Genomic DNA, 19,421 nt, shown 5'->3' with positions numbered 1-19,421 from the left:
AATTTCCTAAGAAGCCTTCGACTGCTGGAACTGCTCGCGCAGCAGCTTTGTTGCCACATCAAGCGTCAATGGCGGGCTGAACATGAAGCTCTGGGCATATTCGCAGCCCATCTGGCGCAGTTGCAGCGCATCGCTTTCGTTCTCGATACCTTCCGTGACAACCGAAAGCCCAAGGTCATGCGCCATGCTGATCATGGAGCGCAGCAGCGTCACCTTCTGTGGCTGTTCGGCCTTGAGGAACGACCGGTCGATCTTGATCATGTCGAAGGGGAACGAGGTGAGATAGGAGAGGGACGAATAGCCCGTGCCGAAATCATCCAAGGAAACACCGACGCCCATCGCCTTGATGCTCGAAAGCACGTGGGCGGAACGCTCAGGATTTTCCATCATCAGGGATTCGGTCAGTTCGAGTTTGAGGCTCGCCGGATCGATCTGGGTTTTCGTTAGCACCGACCGCACATCGTCAATCAGGTCCTGACGGATCAGCTGGCTGCTCGAAATATTCACCGAGACGAACAGCGGCGTCGCGCCAATGGTGCGCTGCCAATTGACGAGATCTTCGGTCGCGTGCTGCATGACAAACAGGCCAAGCTGCACGATTAGGCCGGAACTTTCGGCAATTGGGATGAATTCGGACGGTGGTATCGAGCCCCGGCGCGGGTGATCCCAGCGCATGAGGGCTTCAAACCCGGCAATCGTATTGTCCTCAAGCCGCACGATCGGCTGGTAGGCAATGTGAATTTCGCTGCGTTCCAGCGCCCGGCGCAGATCGGATTCCAATTGCAGTTTGTCACTGCCAACAGCGCGGAAGGCGGGGCGGAATGGCTCGATCCGGTCGCCGCCAAAGCGTTTTGCCTGGAACATGGCAAGCTCGGCATCTTTCACCAGATCCTCAGGCGAGGCGGAACTGCCCGATGTCCAGGTGATCAGACCAAGCGAAGCGGTCAGCACAATCTCGCGCTTGGCAAAGGCAATCGGTGCGCGGATCGCCTGTTTGACCGCTTCGGCAAAGGCGGCAATGCGCGCCGGTTCAACTTCCGATACCAGAATGAGGCCGAACTGATCGGCGGACAGGCGGCTGAGCGTGTCCTGCGGGCGCAACAGACGATGCAGGCGGCGTGATACGGTCAAAAGGAACGTATCCCCAGCTGACATGCCAAGCCCGTCATTCACCTGCTTGAAGCGGTCAATGTCGATGATGAAGACAGTTGGGCGAATCTTGCTTTCGGTCTGCGCCATGGTGATGACAGAACCAAGGCGATCAAGAAACAGCTCGCGGTTGGGCAGGCCGGTCAGATTGTCATGCACCGCATCGTGCAGCAGGCGTTCTTCCGCCTTTTTCTGCTCGGTCACATCAATCAATGTGCCTACACAACGGACAATTTCACCATCCGAACCGATAACAGGCCGGGCTTTCAACGTGTACCAGTAATAATGGCCATCATTGGCGCGCAGGCGGAATGTCTGCGAAATGCGCCCGCGCCGGTTTTCAAGAATGACATCGAGCGTGGTGCGAAACCGGTCGCGATCATCGGCGTGCAAGGTCGGCAGCCAGTTGCGTACAGCGCCATGCAGTGAGCTTGCCGAAGCACCGAGAAAATTGGTGAGATCAGGCGTGGTGACAACGCGGTCGCGCGGTACATCCCAATCCCAGACGATATCGCCCGAACCGATAATGGCGAGCGCCTGCCGCTCCACATCGGAGAACAGACCCTGCTGCAGAGCGCCGCCGGAAAAGGCGTGTTGCATGACCGTGAAGCCAATGAGCAGGACGATCAGCACCAGACCGCCGCCAAGTGCAGGCTGGACAATATCATTGGCGAGAATACCAGATACGGTCAGCCAGCTTCCCATCATCCAGACAAGCAGAAGCAGCCATGTCGGTATGAGCATGATTGCCCGGTCATAACTTCGGAACGAAAAGAAGCCGATCAGCACAATGCCGGCAATAATGGTCAGCGCAAACGAGAAACGCGCGATACCCGAAGCAATGGGCGGATCAAAAATCGCCACGCCGGAAAGGATACCAAGACCTAAAATCCACGTCAGAGCGCCATAGCTGAAATTGTCATGCCATCGGTTGAGATTGAGATAGGTGAACAGGAAGATCACCAGTGTCGCCGCCAGCGCCACTTCGGTGCCCGCTCGCCACATCTGCTCATTGCCGGGTGTTATCTCGATAAGCTTGTTCCAGAAGCCGAAATCCACGCAGATATAGGCAAGAACCGCCCAGGCCATGGCCGCAGTCGCCGGGAAAAGCGAGGTGCCCTTGACGACGAAAAGGATGGTCAGGAACAGCGCGAGAAGACCGGCGATGCCGAGCAGGATACCGCGATACAGCGTATAGGAATTGACCGTATCCTTATAGGCATTCGGCTCCCACACATAGACCTGCGGCAGGTTTGGGGAAGCAAGTTCAGCGACAAAAGTAATAACCGAACCGGGATTGAGCGTGACAAGAAAGATGTCGGCATCTTCACTGGCCTGCCGGTCAAGCGCAAAGCCCTCGCTCGGGGTAATCGAGGTGATACGCGTCGAACCAAGATCGGGCCAGATGAAACCCGATCCGACCAAACGGAAATGCGGCGCGACGATCAGACGGTCGATCTGTTCATCGGTGGGATTGGCCAGCGAGAATGCCGCCCAGTCACCCGTCGAGCGGCTGTCATTGGCCTGCACCTCGATGCGGCGGACAATGCCATCCGTGCCGGGGGCTGTAGAAATCTGGAAGGTCTCGCCCTGATTCCGGTAAATCTCCACGGCCTTGGAGAGATCGAGAGCGGTGCTTTCCTTGGTGATCTTGATGGTTTCGAACGCGTTGGCGGCGGAGAGCATGGACGTCATCAAAAAGATGAGGACAAAAATCCTCGATAAGCCTTTCAGCATGAGTCCGGTCAATGATGCCACGAATGTAACCTTTATTTTAGCGTCGCACATCGTCTTCTAAGAGCGAGAAGAGCAGATGGTCTTGCCACATACCATTTATTTTGAGGTAGGAGCGTAGCAGTCCTTCCCTCTGAAATCCGGCTTTTTCGAGAAGGCGGATCGATCTTTCATTGCTTGGAATACAGGCCGCTTCCAGCCGGTGCAACCTTACTTTGGTAAAAGCATGGGATATCAGCAGGCTCAGGGCCTCGCCCATATAGCCCTGTCCGGCATAGGGCGCGCCCGTCCAGTAGCCAATCATGCCATTCTGGCCGACACCACGGCGGATATTGCCAAGCGTGATGCCGCCGAGAAGACGTGAATCAGAGTTGTGGAAAAGGAAAAAGGGATGCGCCGTTCCTGCCGCCGCCTCTTCGTCGTAGTGACGGATACGGTGCCGGAATGAACTGCGCTCCAGATCATCATCGGCCCAGAGCGGCTCCCACGGCGTCAGAAAATCCCGGCTCTGGGCGCGCAGATGGGCCCAGGCCCGATAGTCGGAAACCTGCGGGGCTCGCAAATAAAGCCTTTCGCCCTGCAGTGAGAGCGAAGCGCTTTTCAGGAAGGGCAGGGCGATCATGGCGCTTGAGCCGTTAGACCGCTATTTTTCGCTGGCTCGGCGTTATCGGTGCCAACCCATGACGAATATCCTGATATTTCATCAAAGGTGCGATGGGACCAACCGCAGCCAAGGTCGGCGACGAGTCGATGAAAAGCCGTCCGGCAAGATCGGTCAGGCGCTCGGTCGTGATCTTGGACAGGCGCTCCACCAGTTGTTCGGTCGAAACCGCATGACCGTAAAGCAGCAACTGGCGGGCAATCTGGCCGGCGCGGCTTGCAGCGCTTTCATGCGACATCAGGAGGCTGGCACGATATTGCGCCCGCGCACGGTTTAGCTCGTCCTGTCCGATATTGCGGGCCGCTTCGTGCAGCTCATTGATGATGACAGGCACAAGCTTCTTCAGGTGATTGCGGCCCGTAGCCGCGTGGATACCGAATACGCCGGTATCCGAGAAGCCCCAGTGGAAGGCATAGACCGAATAGCAGAGCCCGCGCTTTTCGCGCACTTCCTGAAACAGCCGCGATGACATTCCGCCACCAAGGATCATGGCGAGAAGTTGCGAGGCATAGAAGTCGCGCACATGATAGGCACGGCCCTCAAAGCCGAGAACGACCTGAGCATCCATCAATTCGCGCTGTTCGCGGAAATCACCACCGACATAATGCGCGATATCCGGCTCTGGCGCCGTTGTCTTTGCCCGGAAAGAGCCAAGACGGCTTTCGACTTCGCGGACAAAATCATCATGTTTGACGCCGCCTGCAGCGACTACCACCATGCGCTCGGCGCTGTACTGGTCATCCATATAGCTGCGCAGATTGGCGGAGGAAAAGGACTGGACGGTTTCCGGTGTGCCGAGAATGGTCCGGCCAATGGTCTGATTCTTGAATGCGGTTTCGGTGAACCGGTCGAAAACAACATCATCGGGCGTGTCATGCGCCGCACCGATTTCCTGCATGATGACGTTTTTCTCGCGTTCCAGCTCTTCCTCATCGAATTTGGAACTGTTGAGAATGTCGGCGAGAATATCGATCGCCAATGGCATGTCATCGCGCAGAACGCGGGCGTAGAAGGAGGTTGTTTCAACGCTTGTAGCGGCATTGATCTCGCCGCCCACATCTTCAATATCCGCGGCTATTTTCCAGGCGGAGCGGTTTTCCGTCCCTTTGAAAGCCATATGTTCGAGAAGATGGGCAATACCGTGCTGATTGCTCGCCTCGTTACGTGATCCTGCCTTGACCCAGATGCCAAGGGCTACACTCTCCACATGCGGCATCGTCTCTGTCGCAATCGTCAGACCGTTGGAGAGGCGACTGATTTCAACGCCCATGCAATGCTCCTTACTTCGCCGCTCTTGAATGACGGCTTACATACTCTTCCACATTTTTAAGGTCGTTGGGAAGTACCGTATAGTGTTCTTTTCGCTGCATGAGGTCGCCAAGCCAGAGCGGAAGCGCCGGATGGATGCCGCTTGCAGCCTCAACAGCATCCGGAAATTTGGCCGGATGAGCGGTCGCAAGAACGACACTCGGTGTTCCAGATTGAACCTTTTCACGCGCGACTTTGATGCCGATCGCCGAATGCGGATCAAGCAGATAACCTGATTGATCGAGAACATCCTTGATAGCCACAGCCGTTTCGGCCTTTGTCGAGCGTCCCGCGTCAAATTCGGCGCGGATTTTGTTCAAAGGCGCATCAGCAATGGTGAAACTGCCCGATTGCGTCAGCCCACCCATCAGGCGGCGCAGCGCTTCGGCATCCCGGTCATGGGCTTCAAACAGGAGACGCTCAAAATTGGAGGAGACCTGAATGTCCATGGACGGAGAGGTCGTGTGCATCACACCGCGTGTTTCATATCTGCCTGTTTCCAGTGTCCGGGTCAAAATGTCATTATCGTTGGTGGCAATCACCAGCCGGTCGATGGGAAGGCCCATGCGCTTGGCAACATAGCCAGCAAAAATATCGCCGAAATTGCCCGTGGGAACCGTGAATGACACCTGACGTTCAGGACTGCCGAGGGAAACAGCCGCAGTGAAATAATAGACGATCTGCGGCATGATGCGCGCCCAGTTGATCGAATTCACACCGGACAGCGAAAGCGCATCACGGAAATTCAGATCATTGAACATGCCTTTGACCAGTGACTGGCAATCGTCAAAATTGCCTTCAATAGCCAGTGCATGCACATTCGACGCAGCGGAAGTCGTCATCTGGCGCTGCTGTACCGGCGAAACGCGATTGTGCGGAAACAGAATAAAAATATCGGTGCGGTCACGATTGGCGAAGGCTTCGATGGCAGCGCCGCCCGTATCGCCAGATGTGGCACCGACAATCGTCGCGCGCTGGTCACGTTTGGTGAGAATATAATCCATCAGCCGGGCGAGAAGCTGCATCGCCACATCCTTGAAGGCAAGGGTAGGGCCATGGAAGAGTTCAAGCACGAATTCATTGTGATCGGTCTGGACCAATGGGCAGACAGCGCTGTGGCGGAAAGTGGCATAGGCTTCATGCACCATGCGTTCGAAATCAGCCTGGTCGATATCACCTGCAATAAACGGAGTCAGAACGCGGATGGCGACTTCTTCATAGCTTTTTCCGCGCAGGGCGCGAATCTCATCTGCGGAAAACTGTGGAAATTCCTGAGGCAGATAAAGACCGCCATCACGCGCCAGACCAGCCAGAAGGGCATCGGAAAAGCCTAAAACAGGCGCTTCTCCACGAGTACTTGCATATTTCATATCATTCGCCTTTTGTACCGCGCTTGCGAGCCAGCCAACTCCTGTGGCAGAAAGCTGGAAAGCACCGTCGTATTCTTACCTTACCGTTGGTATAGAACAGGTTCGTTCGTCAAGGAAAGTTCAGTTCATGAAGTCAGAAACACATAAATCTCTGCCCTTCTATCAACTTTGCGGCATGATTTTCGCTGTGGGGCTTGCAGGCTGCTCCACAAGCGGTCAGAAAGATCCATCAAAGGACCCGGCCGTGGCAGAAGCGCAGGCCCGTATCACGGCCACGGAACTGACCGCCTACTGCCCGCCGGTAACGATCCGCGAAGGTACAGCGATTTTCAACAATTACGGCAAGGCACCAAAAGCACCGGAAAATCTGATCTATCAGGCGTCGGTTGCGGACCAGAGTCGTTCTTGCAAGCGTGCCGACGGCGCGCTCACCATGAATGTCGCCATATCGGGCAAGGTGGTTCCGGGACCGAAATTCAGCCCCGGCACACTGACCATGCCGATCCGCGTCGCAGTCATGCAGGGCTCGAACGTCGTCTATTCCAAACTGTACAGGCAGCCGATTTCCGCAACTGACACATCCGCTGCAGCACAGTTCATTTTTAACGACCCCAATGTCAGCTTCCCGGAACCGTCAGCCAAGGATGTTCAGATTTTCATCGGATTTGATGAAGGTCCGGATGACACGCAGGCAAAGACGAAAACCAAAAAGAAGAAGTAAAAAACAGGCGGCCGATTGGCCGCCTTTTTCTTTGGTGAAGGCATCGCTTTTGAACGGCGCCAGTTTATTCTTTGCACATCAGTTCAAACAGCCTCGGACCAGACGGCCATCGCGTCGAGAACGGCGGGCAGGTCGCGGTGACGGCTGATGACGGTTTCCGCGCCCGCATCGGTCAGCTTGTCCGCATGACCCGGATAGGTGTGGGCACCGCCGGTAAAACCGATAACACGCATTCCCGCAGTTGCTGCCGCATGGACGCCGTGCGACGAATCTTCGATCACGATGCAGCGGGCGGGTTCGACATTGAAATGCTTTGCCGCAAACAGGAAAACGTCAGGGGCAGGCTTTGGCTTCTGGCTTCCCACTTCGCGTGCCGAGAAAATGTTCGGGGCGAAGAGGTCATAGAGCGTGCTCTGCTCCAGCATCATCTTCAATGCAGCGCTGGTCGAGTTCGACGCTATGCATTTGGGATATTTCAGAGCGGCAACGACCTGCTCGATACCATCGATGACATTCAGTTCATTGCGCAGCTTGTGATCCATCTGGCGCGTTGTTTCTTCAATCAGCGAGGCGGAGATGGGTACACCGGATTCTTTTTCCACCTGAATGAGAATGTCGGTCCAGGTCAGTCCGGCGAAGCGTTCGGCAAGAACCTCCGGTTCGATCGGATAACCCGACTCTGTCAACAGTTTCGATTCGACTTCAGCGGCGAGTATCTCTGAATCGACGAGCACGCCATCGCAGTCGAAAATAATCAGCTGGGGTTCCATTCCGTCATACCTGTTCGTGAAAAATAGCTGCATTGAGCAGCTTTGGGTCAAGCTTGGGGGATTACCGGCATCGACTACACTCTTATTGCCGGGGCGTCAAAGAAAAGCGCACCGGTCAGAGATATCGCGGGAGATATCGATTGGCTTTAACGCGATGTTTACCCTGCTCGGTAACCATAAGGACAGTTCAGTAACGCGTCTCCAGTAATCGAGTATCCCATGTCCGTTGTTCGTCTCGTCAATGACCTGCCCCAGGCTGCACCGCAATCGTCCTGGCTCGACACGATCCTCAAAGGCGACTGTGTTGCCGCCCTCAATCGTCTCCCTGACCATTCGATTGATGTTATCTTTGCCGACCCTCCCTATAATCTGCAGCTTGATGGCGATCTGCATCGCCCGGACCAGTCGAAGGTTGATGCTGTCGATGATCATTGGGACCAGTTCGACAGTTTTCAGGCCTATGATGCCTTTACCCGCGCCTGGCTGCTGGCCTGCCGCCGCGTGCTGAAGCCGAATGGCACGATCTGGGTTATCGGCTCATATCACAACATTTTTCGCGTTGGTGCGATCATGCAGGATCTCGGATTCTGGATGCTCAATGATGTCATCTGGCGCAAGAACAACCCTATGCCGAATTTCCGTGGCCGCCGCTTCCAGAACGCGCATGAAACCATGATCTGGGCGTCGCGCGACCAGAAGGGCAAGGGCTACACCTTCAACTATGAAGCGATGAAGGCTGCCAATGACGATCTGCAGATGCGATCAGACTGGTTGTTTCCCATCTGCACCGGTGCGGAGCGTCTGAAAGATGAGAATGGCGACAAAGTCCACCCGACACAGAAGCCGGAAGCCCTCTTGGCCCGTGTTCTCATGGCTTCATCCAAACCCGGCGATGTCATTCTCGATCCGTTCTTCGGATCAGGAACAACCGGCGCGGTCGCGAAACGCCTTGGCCGCCATTTTGTCGGCGTTGAACGTGAGCAGAAATATATCGACGCGGCGATGAGCCGGATTGCCTCGGTTGAGGAACTCGGCGGAGCCGAACTCAAGGTCATGACCGGCAAGCGCGCCGAACCGCGGGTTGCCTTTGGCAGCATCGTTGAAGCGGGATTGCTCAAACCGGGTGTGGTTTTGAGCGATGCGCGCCAGCGTCACGCCGCTATTGTACGGGCCGACGGCACTGTTTCCAGCAATGGCGATGCGGGATCAATTCACCGCATGGGCGCCAAGGTGCAAGGCTTTGATGCCTGCAATGGCTGGACGTTCTGGCACTATGAAGAAGACGGCAAGCTGAAACCCATTGATGAACTGCGCAAGCAGGTCCGCGACGGAATGGCGTCCGCTGGCATCTAACCCTTAATCTGATCGGACGAGACCTCCAGTGCCGCTCTGATCTCGAAACGCCCAAGGTTGCCGCCTTGGGCGTTTCGTCGTTCTGGTTCACACGCGAATGCCGAGACGATCGAGGTCTGCGCGCAGCGTCTGCGGATTGATGAACTGCACTGACTGCCAGCCGGCAGCCTGCGCGCCAGCGACATTCTTCGCGCTGTCATCAATGAAGAGCGTTGCAGCAGGATCAACCCCAAACGTTGCAACATGGTGGTCGTAGATCGCCTTGTCAGGCTTGATCAGACCGATATCACCGGAAATGGTCACGCCGCGGCTTTCGGTCAGGAAGGGGAAGCGCTGCCAGGCTTCACGCAGCGTATCGGACGCAAAATTTGTCAGCATGGTCACATCATGCCCGTTAGCGATCAGCTTGCGCATGATCACGACGCTATCATCAATCGAACCGGTGATCATCTGGTGCCAGTTCTGCCGGAAAGCGCGAATATGATGTTCCCGGTCAGGAAAATCGGCAATCAGCAGCGCTTCGGCATCAGCCCATTTGCGGCCACGATCCTGTTCAAGGTTCCATTCATGGGTGCAGATGTTTTCGAAAAACCATTTACGCTCGGTTTCATCAGGGATGACACTGCGAAAAGCAACATCGGGATCGTAGTGAATTAGAACCTGTCCGATGTCGAAAACGATGTGTTTGACGGGTGTCATGCCTCTTTCCTTCTCTTCTCGAAAGCATCCGGTATCGCGGCAGCAATGGCCTTTTTCATGACCGTCGGCAATGCCTCGCCGCCCAAATTTTCAATGCGTACCCACCAGCCATCATTGCTGGCCTGTTTTTGAATATTCTCTGCTCGAAAGATCGTCAGCCGCAGTTCGAAATGCGTGAAAATATGGGTGATCGAACCGCTGGGCAACCATTTTGCGTTGAACGGCGCAGCCTCGACACCGGTTTCGCCGTCGACCCGCGATGTCCATTCTGTTGTCGGTACTTCAGCCATACCGCCGAGCAATCCCGTTTGTGCTCGTCCACGCAGATAGACTTCACCTTCGGTTGAAATTGCCACGAACGCCGCGCCAAGACGAACTGGCTTGTTCTTTTTGGGTGCCTTTACAGGGAAAAATTCCGGATCGGTGGTTTTAAGCGCCTCGCAATTGTCATTGAGCGGACAAATCACGCAGGCCGGGCGCCTGGGTGTGCAAATCGTCGCACCGAGATCCATCATGGCTTGCGCAAAATCGCCGGGGCGCTTGTCCGGCGTCAGCAATTGCATCAATCGCCGGATATCGGGTTTTGCGGCGGGCAACGGCGTGGCCAAGGCATGGAGCCGTGTAATGACGCGCTCGACATTGCCGTCAACAACCGCAATCGGTTTGTCAAAGGCGATGGATGCAATGGCGGCTGCGGTATAATCGCCAATTCCCGGCAATGATTTGAGCTGGGCAAGATCATCAGGAAAATGCCCGTCAAAACTGGCCGCAATAATATCGGCGCACTTCTTCAGGTTGCGGGCGCGGGAATAATAGCCAAGCCCGGCCCATGCCCGCATCACATCGTCCTGAGTGGCCGCAGCGAGGTCCCTAACGCTTGGCCATTTGCTGGTAAAGGCAAGAAAATAGGGCTTTACGGCCTCAACGGTTGTCTGTTGGAGCATGATTTCCGACAGCCAGATGCGATAGGGGTCCGCCACAATTCCTGACTTGTGATCATCAGGCGTTATGCGCCAGGGTAAAATTCGATGGTGGGAATTATACCATAGTAGCAGTTTAGTCGTTATAGGTTGCATCAATCCAAAACTGCTTTACAGGGAAGTGGTGTGACATTTCTTATGAAACGGTTGCGATCGCAAATTCAAGAATATTCGGATTCATAGATGTTTCCAGTTCAGTTGACCAACGCCCTGCTGCTTCCCACAAAAGGGCGCTTGATCGGTATCGACAGGAACAATCGTATATTCACGTTTCTGTTCGCGCTTTTTCCGGGTTTGCTGGTCAGTGGAACATCGGTGACACTGGTTTGTGCATTCCTCTGGGCGATCATCTCGCTGAGCCTGAAGCGCTATCCGTATCAGATGACGCGGCAGGATCGTGTCATTGCATGGATTTTCACCACCTATGTCCTGATCACGGCTCTCACCGTTGTTCTCAGCCCCAATCTGGCAAAGGGCGGCGAATATCTCCTGAAAATGATCCCGTTTCTGGCGGTATGGGCACTTATCTCTCGTCTCAGGGTGAGTTTGCAGGGACGTCTCATACCGTTTTTCGTCACAGGTGCAGGCATCGGGATGATAGGGGCTCTGATCTACAGCATTGTTCAAGTGCTGTTTATTGAGAGCCGGGCAGCAGGCGGTGCAGGCAATGCTGCTGTGTTCGGACTTTTCGCAGTTCTTTTCGGCAGTATTTCACTGCTCAATGTCCATTCAGAAAGCAGAACCGAACGCATAATTGCAATTGCCGGTTTCACCTGCGGTATAATTTGCGCGTTTCTCTCCGGAACCCGTTCCGCATGGCTGGTGATGCCCGTTCATTGCGCCATTCTGTTTTGGTATCTGCGCGGTCAGACATTGCCGACGATCAATAAAACGGCAAAAGTTCTGATGGTACTTTTGCTTGTTGTGGTGGCCTTGGCCGCGATACCCAAAATCCTTGACCGTTACCGCGCCTTGCAGATTGATATCGTCCAACTCGACGAAAAGCCTGACAATATGAGTTCGCTGGGCGCCCGGATTCAGCTTTGGAGCGGTGCCGAGAAGGCATTTCTTGCTTCACCCCTTATCGGGCAGGGTCCGCAAAATCGCATGCGGTCTGTCAATGAAGCTCTGGAACTGCCTGTTGAGAAATACATGACCTTCACCCATGTCCATAATGGGTTTCTGAATGCTGCTGTTGACGGTGGCGTGTTAGGTATCCTCGCGCTGCTCCTGTTGTTATCTGCGCCTATTGTTGCGGCAAGGTTAAAAGAACCCGGACCGGGGCGTGATCTGATGACGGCGCTTTCGCTGCTGCTCGTTACCAGTTATGTGATAACGGGCATGTTCGGCATCATGTTCGGTCACGATGCCACTGATGCGGTTTTCATCTATATGACGCTTCTCATTTCTTCGGTTTCCGGCACTATGCCCTATCTGTCGATGCGGGAAATCGCCGACCGTGCCGAAGATGACAAGGCCGCTCTGGCTGCATAATAATAATGGGTGTTTGGGATAAAGTATTGAAATGAAAGCGATTGTTACCGGAGCGGCAGGCTTTATCGGCTTTCACGTGGCAAGGCGGCTGGCCAGTGAAGGTTTCGAGGTCGTCGCCATCGACAATCTCAATGATTACTATCAGGTCGCTCTCAAGGAAACGCGCCTGTCAGCGCTCGAAGGTCTGCCCGGTATCCGTTTTATCAGGGCCAATATCGCTAAACCTGAAGAATTGCGTGCCGCCATTGCCAGGGACATGGATGCGGATGTCATCGTGCATCTGGCGGCTCAGGCTGGTGTGCGTTACTCGGTTGAAAATCCTGCTGCCTATGTCGATGCCAATGTGCATGGACAGGTGACGGTTTTCGAACAGGCGCGCGTCATGCCAAAACGCCCGCCTGTTGTCTATGCCAGTTCATCATCGGTCTATGGTGCCAATACCAAAGTGCCATTTTCCGAAAGCGATCCGGTTAACAACCCGGTTTCCGTCTATGCGGCGACGAAGCGGTCGGCGGAATTGCTGGCCTATTCCTATGCCCATGTTCACAAGGTCGCGTCCACTGGTTTGCGGTTCTTCACCGTCTACGGCCCCTATGGCCGCCCCGATATGGCGCCATGGCTCTTTACCGATGCCATTTCAAAGGGCGAACCGATCAAGGTCTATAATCACGGCAAGATGGCGCGCGATTTCACCTTCATCGACGATATTGTCAGCGGTGTACTGGGTGCGATCAATCGCATCCTGACCAATCCCGATGAGACCGCGCCGGTTTATAATCTTGGCAATAATAATCCGGTGGCCCTGCTGCGCTTTATTGAGATCATCGAACAGGCTGTGGGCCGGGAAGCCATCAAAAAGTTCGAACCAATGCCGCCAGCTGATGTCGAGCGCACGTTTGCCGACATCGATCTTGCCACGCGCGATCTGGGCTTTTGCCCGAAGACGACGCTGGAAGAGGGTATTCCTTTGTTTGTTGAGTGGTTTCGCGGCTATAATGGCCGCTGAAACATTCATACAAAGCGCAAGGCAAACAACATAATGAGCGATGACCGCAGGCAAAGAGGATTCCGGCCACTGGCCGATCCCGCATCGGGCATCCTCGATCCTGTCCTGCGTAAGCGCGCCGGTATCACGATTGAACTCGTTCAGGCGTGGGAAGAAGTGGTTGGCCCCGCCCTTGGCGATCAGTCACGCCCGCTGAAACTGCTCTGGCCACGCCGCGCGCATGAAGACGACCCGTTCCAGCCCGCAACGCTGGTGATCGCCTGTCAGGGCTTTACGGCCATGCGTATGCAGCACGAAACGGGTGAAATCATCAGCCGCGTCAACGCATTTTTGGGATTTGCCGCCGTTGGCCGCATCAAGATCGAGCAGAAGGCGATCACCATGCCCGCGCCCAAGCGGCGCGCCCTGCCACCTGTTGATGCTGCCACCAAGGGCAAGATCAGCCGCGTGGTGGAAGCCATCGAGGATGACAGCCTGCGCGAAGCACTGGAACGACTGGGCCAGAGTATCCACGCGGAAAAGATCAAGCGCTAGTTTGATGGAGGCGTTGGGGCGCGTGGTTCGTGGTTCGACATAATAACCATGAGGGGCTTGGGTGGATGCAACGCTAGTCGCAGAGATTGCAGCACATAAAGGTGTAGCGCAATAGTTGCAGAACTTGGCTCCCTGCAACCCACCCCTCTCCGTCATCCTCGGGCTTGACCCGAGGACCCATGATCTAAAAGCGCGAGCAATCAAGTCCATTGGAACTCTTTAACCGTGGGTCCTCGGGTCATCCTCGGGTTAAACCCGAGGACTGAGGATGACGGAGAGATGTGAGTTGCGGCAAGTCAAGTTCTGCAATCTTTACGATTATCGTTGCATCCACCGCACTCCCTCATGGTTGTTATGTCGAACCACGAACCACACGCCCCGCCCACTAATAACCCTGCGAACTGATACTCTAACCTCTTCCACCCGTTCATCTTTCCCACTATGGTCTGCAATGAGGCCGGTCGAAATGGATTGGTCTTGGAGCGTAGAAACTCCTCTCACGGCGGTCGGTGTCGACCGCAAAGACACCTCCTCAGTCGTATGGCCGGGGAGGCTGCGACGTATGTCCAGAGCTTCGGCTTAAAGGTCGTGGCGGTCGTCCGTGGGCTGCTTTCTAACTCTCCCGGTCACCAGAGGATAATCCTCGGGTGACCACTTTCCTCTTGGATAAGGGAGTGCGCATGACCGATTATAATTTCTGGCAGGATTTTTTCGACACATACCAATCACTCTCGGACTTGCTGAAAGTGCTGTGGCTGATCGTGCCACCAGCTTTCATGCTGGGGATAGTGGCGCTGACGTTGCGGTTCAGGATTGACAGCAAGCGGGCAGGGCTTGATGGCGAACTGGTTTATTCCGTGCATCGGGATAAACAAAACCGGGTTCATATCATCAGCCATGTAAAGCAGATCCACCACTGCTATTCCTTCTTGATCAGGAACCAAGCGAACCGTTTGAATATGCAGAAGGCAAATCACCTTTAAAGCGCTAATCACAAAGGTTGCAGAACCACCTAAGTTGCAGAATGTGGCTCTCTTACCCTCCCACTACGTGGGGAGGGTCGCTGCGCAGCAGCGGGGTGGGGGGTAACTGCTCGGACATCACGATTCAACAGATGTGCCAATTCATCCCCCCACCCCGAACCTGCGGTCCGACCCTCCCCACCTTGGGGGAGGGTGAGGTGATGCCTCCTGCGTAGTCTTTGTTTAATCAGCCCACCGTCTCCAACCCAACCGCCACCCGATATCGCATTGACTTGATTTTATTCCCGTCCAGATCACGAAAAATTCAAAGACAGAATGCAAGCTCTGCCTTAAAGAGACTGCCATGGGGCTCTATTGAGTCAATCAACGCATAATCAACACCGGAGACAGGTGATCCTTATGACCGAAATGCTGACACGCCGAAACATTCTGACCCTCGCGGCCGTATCGACGGCGGCGCTCGCTGCAACTGCGGGCAACCAGGCATGGTCAGAAGATGCGGCAAAGCCCGCTGCTGCCGCTTCGACACCTGTACCATCCGATGTGAAAATCCCTGAGGCTGCCGGGAAGATCGATCCGGCCAAGCTTCTGGAGCAGGGCCCGCTGAAAGATATCGTGCTGGGCAAGGCCGAAGCGCCTGTCACCATCATCGAATATGCATCCATGACCTGCCCGCACTGCGCGCATTTCACCGTTGCAACGCTGCCGACCATCAAGGAAAAATACATCGACACCGGCAAGGCAAAGCTCATCCTGCGCGAATTCCCGTTCGATCCGCGTGCTGCCGCTGCCTTCATGCTCGCCCGCTGCGCCCCCGAGGACCGCTATTATCCGCTGGTTGATGTGCTGTTCAAACAGCAGGAACAGTGGGCTGCATCGGCAAATGCGGTAGAACCTTTGCTGCAAATCTCCAAATTGGCCGGTTTTACACAGGAGTCGTTCAACGCTTGCTTGACGAACCAAAAACTTCTGGATGATGTGAATGCATCGCGTGACCGCGGAGCCAAGGATTTCGGCGTGAATGCCACACCGACATTCTTCATCAACGGCACGAAGTATGCAGGAGCCCTATCGGTTGACGAAATGTCAGCGATTATCGACGGTCTACTCTGATAGCTGCCTGTTGAAATCTGGCGGACGCCTTACTGCATCCGTTCCTATGGCGTTTTGGGGAAGGGCCGTCTGATGCGCTTCACAAAACTCCGCCTTCTTGGTTTCAAATCCTTTGTCGAGCCCGCCGAATTCGTCATTGAAGGTGGGCTGACAGGTGTTGTTGGCCCCAATGGTTGCGGCAAGTCCAATCTGGTCGAAGCCCTGCGCTGGGTTATGGGCGAAAACTCCTATAAGAACATGCGCGCATCCGGCATGGATGACGTCATTTTCTCCGGTTCCGGCACGCGCCCATCGCGCAATACGGCTGAAGTGACGCTTTTTCTCGACAATCAGGACCGGAGCGCCCCGGCAAGCTTCAACGATGCCGATGAATTGCAGGTCTCGCGCCGTATCGAGCGCGAAGCGGGATCGGTCTACCGCATCAATGGCAAGGACGCCCGCGCCAAGGACGTGCAACTGCTGTTTGCTGACCAATCAACCGGCGCCCGTTCTCCGTCCATGGTCGGGCAGGGCCGTATCGGTGAACTCATTCAGGCCAAGCCGCAGGCACGCCGTGCGCTTCTGGAAGAGGCCGCAGGCATTTCGGGTCTGCATACCCGTCGCCATGAGGCGGAATTGCGCCTGCGGGCCGCAGAGCAAAATCTGGAACGGCTGGAAGACGTCGTTGGCGAGCTTGAAACTCAGATTGAGAGCCTGAAACGGCAGTCGCGTCAGGCCAACCGTTTCAAGAGCCTGTCGGCGGATATTCGTCGTTCGGAAGCCATTCTTCTGCATCTGAAATGGGCTGTTGCCAAAAATCAGGAAGCCGAGGCGCAATCGGCCCTATCAGCTGCAACGTCAGGCGTCGGCGATTTTGCGCAGGTTCAGATGAATGCGGCCAGGGAACAGGCGATCGGCGCGCACAAACTGCCCGATCTGCGTGAGGCGGAGGCCAAGGCCGCTGCGGCATTGCAGCGCCTGACCATTGCCCGCTCACAGATCGATGAAGAAGCCCAGCGCATCCGTGCCCGCCAGTCGGAACTGGAAAAGCGCCTTGCCCAGCTCACATCCGATATTGCCCGCGAAGAACAGATGGTGCGCGACAATGCGGATATTATCGCTCGTCTCGATGCCGAAGAGCGCGCGCTGAATGAAGACAATGCCAATGCGGGTGAGCACGAGCTGGAAACCCGTGCTGATTTTGAGCGGGCCGATGCCAAGCTGAGGGAAAGCGAGGCTGCACTTGCCAAGGTGACAGCCGAGCGCGCCGAGGCGACCGCAGAACGGGCACAGGTTGAGCGCAATCTGCGTGAAAGTGCCGAGCGCCGCGAGCGTCTCGTCCGTCAGATGGGCGATGTGGAGCGTGATCTTGCTGGGATTACCGCGCAGATCGCCGCCCTTGCCGATCCCATCGAAAAGCAGGCATTGGTCGAAACGGCGGAAGCCACGCTCGAACATGCTGAGGAAGCTGCGCTGGCCGCTGAAGCTGCCGTTGAAACGGCGCGCCGCGATGAAGCGCAGTTGCGCCAGCCCGTGCAGGATACCCGCAGCAATTTGAACCGCATTGAGACCGAAGCCCGGACTTTGGCAAAAATGATCAATGTCGGTGGTTCCGATCTGTTTCCCGCTGTCGTTGAGGCGGTCAAGGTTGAAAAAGGCTTTGAAATCGCCCTTGGTGCGGCTTTGGGTGAAGATCTGGACGCGCCTGTTGATCGCAGCGCCCCGGTTTTCTGGGGGGATGTGGATGGGGCTGGCGACGATCCCGCCTTGCCGTCAGGTCTCAAATCGCTTGCGAGCGTGGTCAAGGCACCGCGCCAGCTGGCTCGCCGCCTTGCCCAGATCGGTATTGTCGACGAGGCAGACGGCGCACGGCTGCAAACATCCTTGAAACCCGGACAGCGGCTGGTGAGCCAATCAGGTGCGCTCTGGCGCTGGGACGGATATACGGCGAGCGCCGATGCGCCGACACCCGCCGCACAGCGTCTGGCCCAGAAAAACCGCCTTGCCGAACTTGATATCGAAGTGGTCGAGGCAACGAAGCACTTGCGTGCGGCGGAAGCAGCTATTGCCGCAGCGGAAGCTGCCGTGCGCCAGTCCGTCGAAAATGAGCGCACCGCCCGTGACCATTGGCGTGCCATGCAGCGTGGTGTCAGCGATGCGCGCGAGGCACTGGCCGCTGCCGAACGCGCTGCAGGGCAGCTTTCCAGCCGCCGCGCTGCTCTCGAGGAAGGCAAATCACGCCTCGCCGAGACCTTGGCCGAAACGCAGGAGCAATTCCTTGAAGCCGAGGATCGTTTGGCCCGCGCGCCGGATCTTGAAGAAGTCAACATACGGCTTGCGCATCTGACCACCGAGGTCATGACGGATCGTGCCACTCTTGCTGAGGCGCGTGCTGCGCATGAAGGGTTGCGCCGCGAAGCCGAGAACCGTATGCGGCGGCTTGAATCCATCGGTTTTGAGCGCAAAAGCTGGAATGACCGCGCGCAGAATGCCGATCGTCAGATTGAATCCCTGACCGAGCGCCGCCAGGAAGCCGAAGAAGAATTTGCCGATCTGGTCGATGCCCCCGATGAAATTGCCGAACGCAACCGGGCGCTGCTGTCGCAATTGTCGCAAGCCGAAGCCCTGCGCAAGGAAGCCGGAGACCGGCTTGCCGTTGCCGAGGCACGCCAGCAGGAGCTGGACCGCGCCGCCACCGATGCCATCCAGTCGCTTGCCACGGCGCGCGAGGGCCGGGCGCGGTCGGAAGAGCGCCTTGCCGCCGCGCAGGAACGCCGCCAGGACGCCGAAACCCGTATTGCCGAGGCGCTGAATTGCGCCCCGCACGAAGCAATGAAGTTGACCGGCCTTGGCCCCAATGATCCGTTGCCCGATGTTGATGCGACGGATCGCAATCTGGAGCGGCTCAAGATCGAGCGCGAGCGCCTTGGCGCGGTCAACCTGCGTGCCGAGGAAGAACAGGAAGAGCTGTCATCGCGGCTTGAGGCGATTGTCAGCGAACGCGAAGACATTATCGAGGCGGTCAAAAAACTGCGTCAAGCGATCCAGAGCCTCAATCGCGAAGGCCGCGAGCGGTTGCTTGCGGCGTTCGAAGTGGTGAATGCCCAGTTCCAGCGGCTCTTCACCCACCTTTTCGGTGGTGGTACGGCAGAGCTGCAACTGATCGAATCGGAAGATCCGCTGGAAGCCGGCCTCGAAATTCTCGCTCGCCCGCCCGGCAAGAAGCCGCAGACCATGACGCTGCTCTCTGGCGGCGAGCAGGCACTGACGGCCATGGCGCTGATCTTTGCGGTGTTCCTCACCAACCCCGCACCCATCTGCGTGCTCGACGAGGTGGATGCCCCGCTTGATGACCACAATGTCGAGCGCTTCTGCAATCTGATGGACGAGATGGCTGCGTCAACCGAGACGCGTTTTGTTGTCATCACCCACAACCCGATCACCATGGCCCGCATGAACCGCCTGTTCGGTGTCACCATGGCCGAGCAGGGCGTCAGCCAGCTGGTATCGGTCGATCTCCAGACTGCCGAACAACTGCGCGAGGCGAGTTAAACAAGCCCCATCTCC

At 56.2% G+C, this 19,421-nt stretch carries 15 protein-coding genes; 8 read left to right on the top strand and 7 right to left on the bottom strand.

The window, feature by feature from the left end:
• Positions 1–6: 6 nt before the first annotated feature.
• From FHW17_RS11610 to thrC, 4 genes are all read right to left on the bottom strand, one after another.
• On the bottom strand, positions 7–2,844 hold the full coding sequence (locus tag FHW17_RS11610) for an EAL domain-containing protein (RefSeq protein WP_246706814.1): 2,838 nt from the start codon (positions 2,842–2,844) through the stop codon (positions 7–9).
• A 79-nt stretch (positions 2,845–2,923) separates the two neighbouring features.
• Positions 2,924–3,505, bottom strand: a complete 582-nt coding sequence (locus FHW17_RS11605) for a GNAT family protein (RefSeq protein ID WP_091880884.1) — start codon at positions 3,503–3,505, stop codon at positions 2,924–2,926.
• Between the two features lie 13 nt (positions 3,506–3,518).
• Positions 3,519–4,814: a pitrilysin family protein gene (locus FHW17_RS11600; protein WP_182509900.1), complete on the bottom strand. Its 1,296-nt coding sequence runs from the start codon at positions 4,812–4,814 to the stop codon at positions 3,519–3,521.
• 10 nt (positions 4,815–4,824) lie between these two features.
• Positions 4,825–6,222: a threonine synthase gene (gene thrC / locus FHW17_RS11595; protein ID WP_113097478.1), complete on the bottom strand. Its 1,398-nt coding sequence runs from the start codon at positions 6,220–6,222 to the stop codon at positions 4,825–4,827.
• 127 nt (positions 6,223–6,349) lie between these two features.
• On the opposite strand from thrC, the gene FHW17_RS11590 reads away from it, so the two are divergent.
• On the top strand, positions 6,350–6,943 hold the full coding sequence (locus FHW17_RS11590) for a hypothetical protein (protein ID WP_246706797.1): 594 nt from the start codon (positions 6,350–6,352) through the stop codon (positions 6,941–6,943).
• 83 nt (positions 6,944–7,026) lie between these two features.
• Here FHW17_RS11590 and FHW17_RS11585 read toward each other — a convergent pair whose 3' ends face one another.
• A complete protein-coding gene (locus FHW17_RS11585) occupies positions 7,027–7,713 on the bottom strand; it encodes an HAD family phosphatase (RefSeq protein ID WP_112524987.1) in 687 nt (228 codons plus the stop codon).
• 219 nt (positions 7,714–7,932) lie between these two features.
• Between FHW17_RS11585 and FHW17_RS11580 the strand changes: the two genes are divergently transcribed.
• A complete protein-coding gene (locus FHW17_RS11580; RefSeq protein ID WP_112524985.1) occupies positions 7,933–9,066 on the top strand; it encodes a site-specific DNA-methyltransferase in 1,134 nt (377 codons plus the stop codon).
• 87 nt (positions 9,067–9,153) lie between these two features.
• Here FHW17_RS11580 and FHW17_RS11575 read toward each other — a convergent pair whose 3' ends face one another.
• The gene (locus FHW17_RS11575; protein ID WP_182509899.1) at positions 9,154–9,765 is read right to left on the bottom strand and encodes an HAD family phosphatase; all 612 of its coding nucleotides are present in this window, start codon (positions 9,763–9,765) and stop codon (positions 9,154–9,156) included.
• Complete coding sequence (gene mutY, locus FHW17_RS11570; protein WP_182509898.1) at positions 9,762–10,841, bottom strand: A/G-specific adenine glycosylase; 1,080 nt, start codon at positions 10,839–10,841, stop codon at positions 9,762–9,764. The genes FHW17_RS11575 and mutY overlap by 4 nt, the downstream gene beginning before the upstream one ends.
• 87 nt (positions 10,842–10,928) lie before the next feature.
• Between mutY and FHW17_RS11565 the strand changes: the two genes are divergently transcribed.
• The 6 genes from FHW17_RS11565 (at position 10,929) to smc (ending at position 19,406) form a co-directional block, all read left to right on the top strand.
• Positions 10,929–12,239, top strand: a complete 1,311-nt coding sequence (locus tag FHW17_RS11565; protein ID WP_182509897.1) for an O-antigen ligase family protein — start codon at positions 10,929–10,931, stop codon at positions 12,237–12,239.
• Between the two features lie 31 nt (positions 12,240–12,270).
• Positions 12,271–13,245: an SDR family NAD(P)-dependent oxidoreductase gene (locus FHW17_RS11560; protein WP_112524977.1), complete on the top strand. Its 975-nt coding sequence runs from the start codon at positions 12,271–12,273 to the stop codon at positions 13,243–13,245.
• A gap of 33 nt (positions 13,246–13,278) precedes the next feature.
• Entirely contained in the window at positions 13,279–13,779 is a 501-nt protein-coding gene (locus FHW17_RS11555; protein WP_113097472.1) for a DciA family protein, read from the top strand.
• 680 nt (positions 13,780–14,459) lie between these two features.
• Positions 14,460–14,762 (top strand): hypothetical protein, encoded by a 303-nt coding sequence (locus FHW17_RS11550; protein ID WP_182509896.1) that lies wholly within the window; start codon positions 14,460–14,462, stop codon positions 14,760–14,762.
• 399 nt (positions 14,763–15,161) lie between these two features.
• Positions 15,162–15,875, top strand: a complete 714-nt coding sequence (locus FHW17_RS11545) for a DsbA family protein (protein WP_112524971.1) — start codon at positions 15,162–15,164, stop codon at positions 15,873–15,875.
• Positions 15,876–15,947: 72 nt separating this feature from the next.
• On the top strand, positions 15,948–19,406 hold the full coding sequence (gene smc, locus FHW17_RS11540) for a chromosome segregation protein SMC (protein WP_182509895.1): 3,459 nt from the start codon (positions 15,948–15,950) through the stop codon (positions 19,404–19,406).
• The last annotated feature ends 15 nt before the right edge of the window (positions 19,407–19,421 follow it).

This window comes from Phyllobacterium sp. P30BS-XVII (genome assembly GCF_014138335.1).
GTDB classification, from domain to species: domain Bacteria; phylum Pseudomonadota; class Alphaproteobacteria; order Rhizobiales; family Rhizobiaceae; genus Phyllobacterium; species Phyllobacterium meliloti.
Note: the sequence above shows the minus strand (reverse complement) of the source record. Positions and strands in the feature narration are given on the sequence as shown.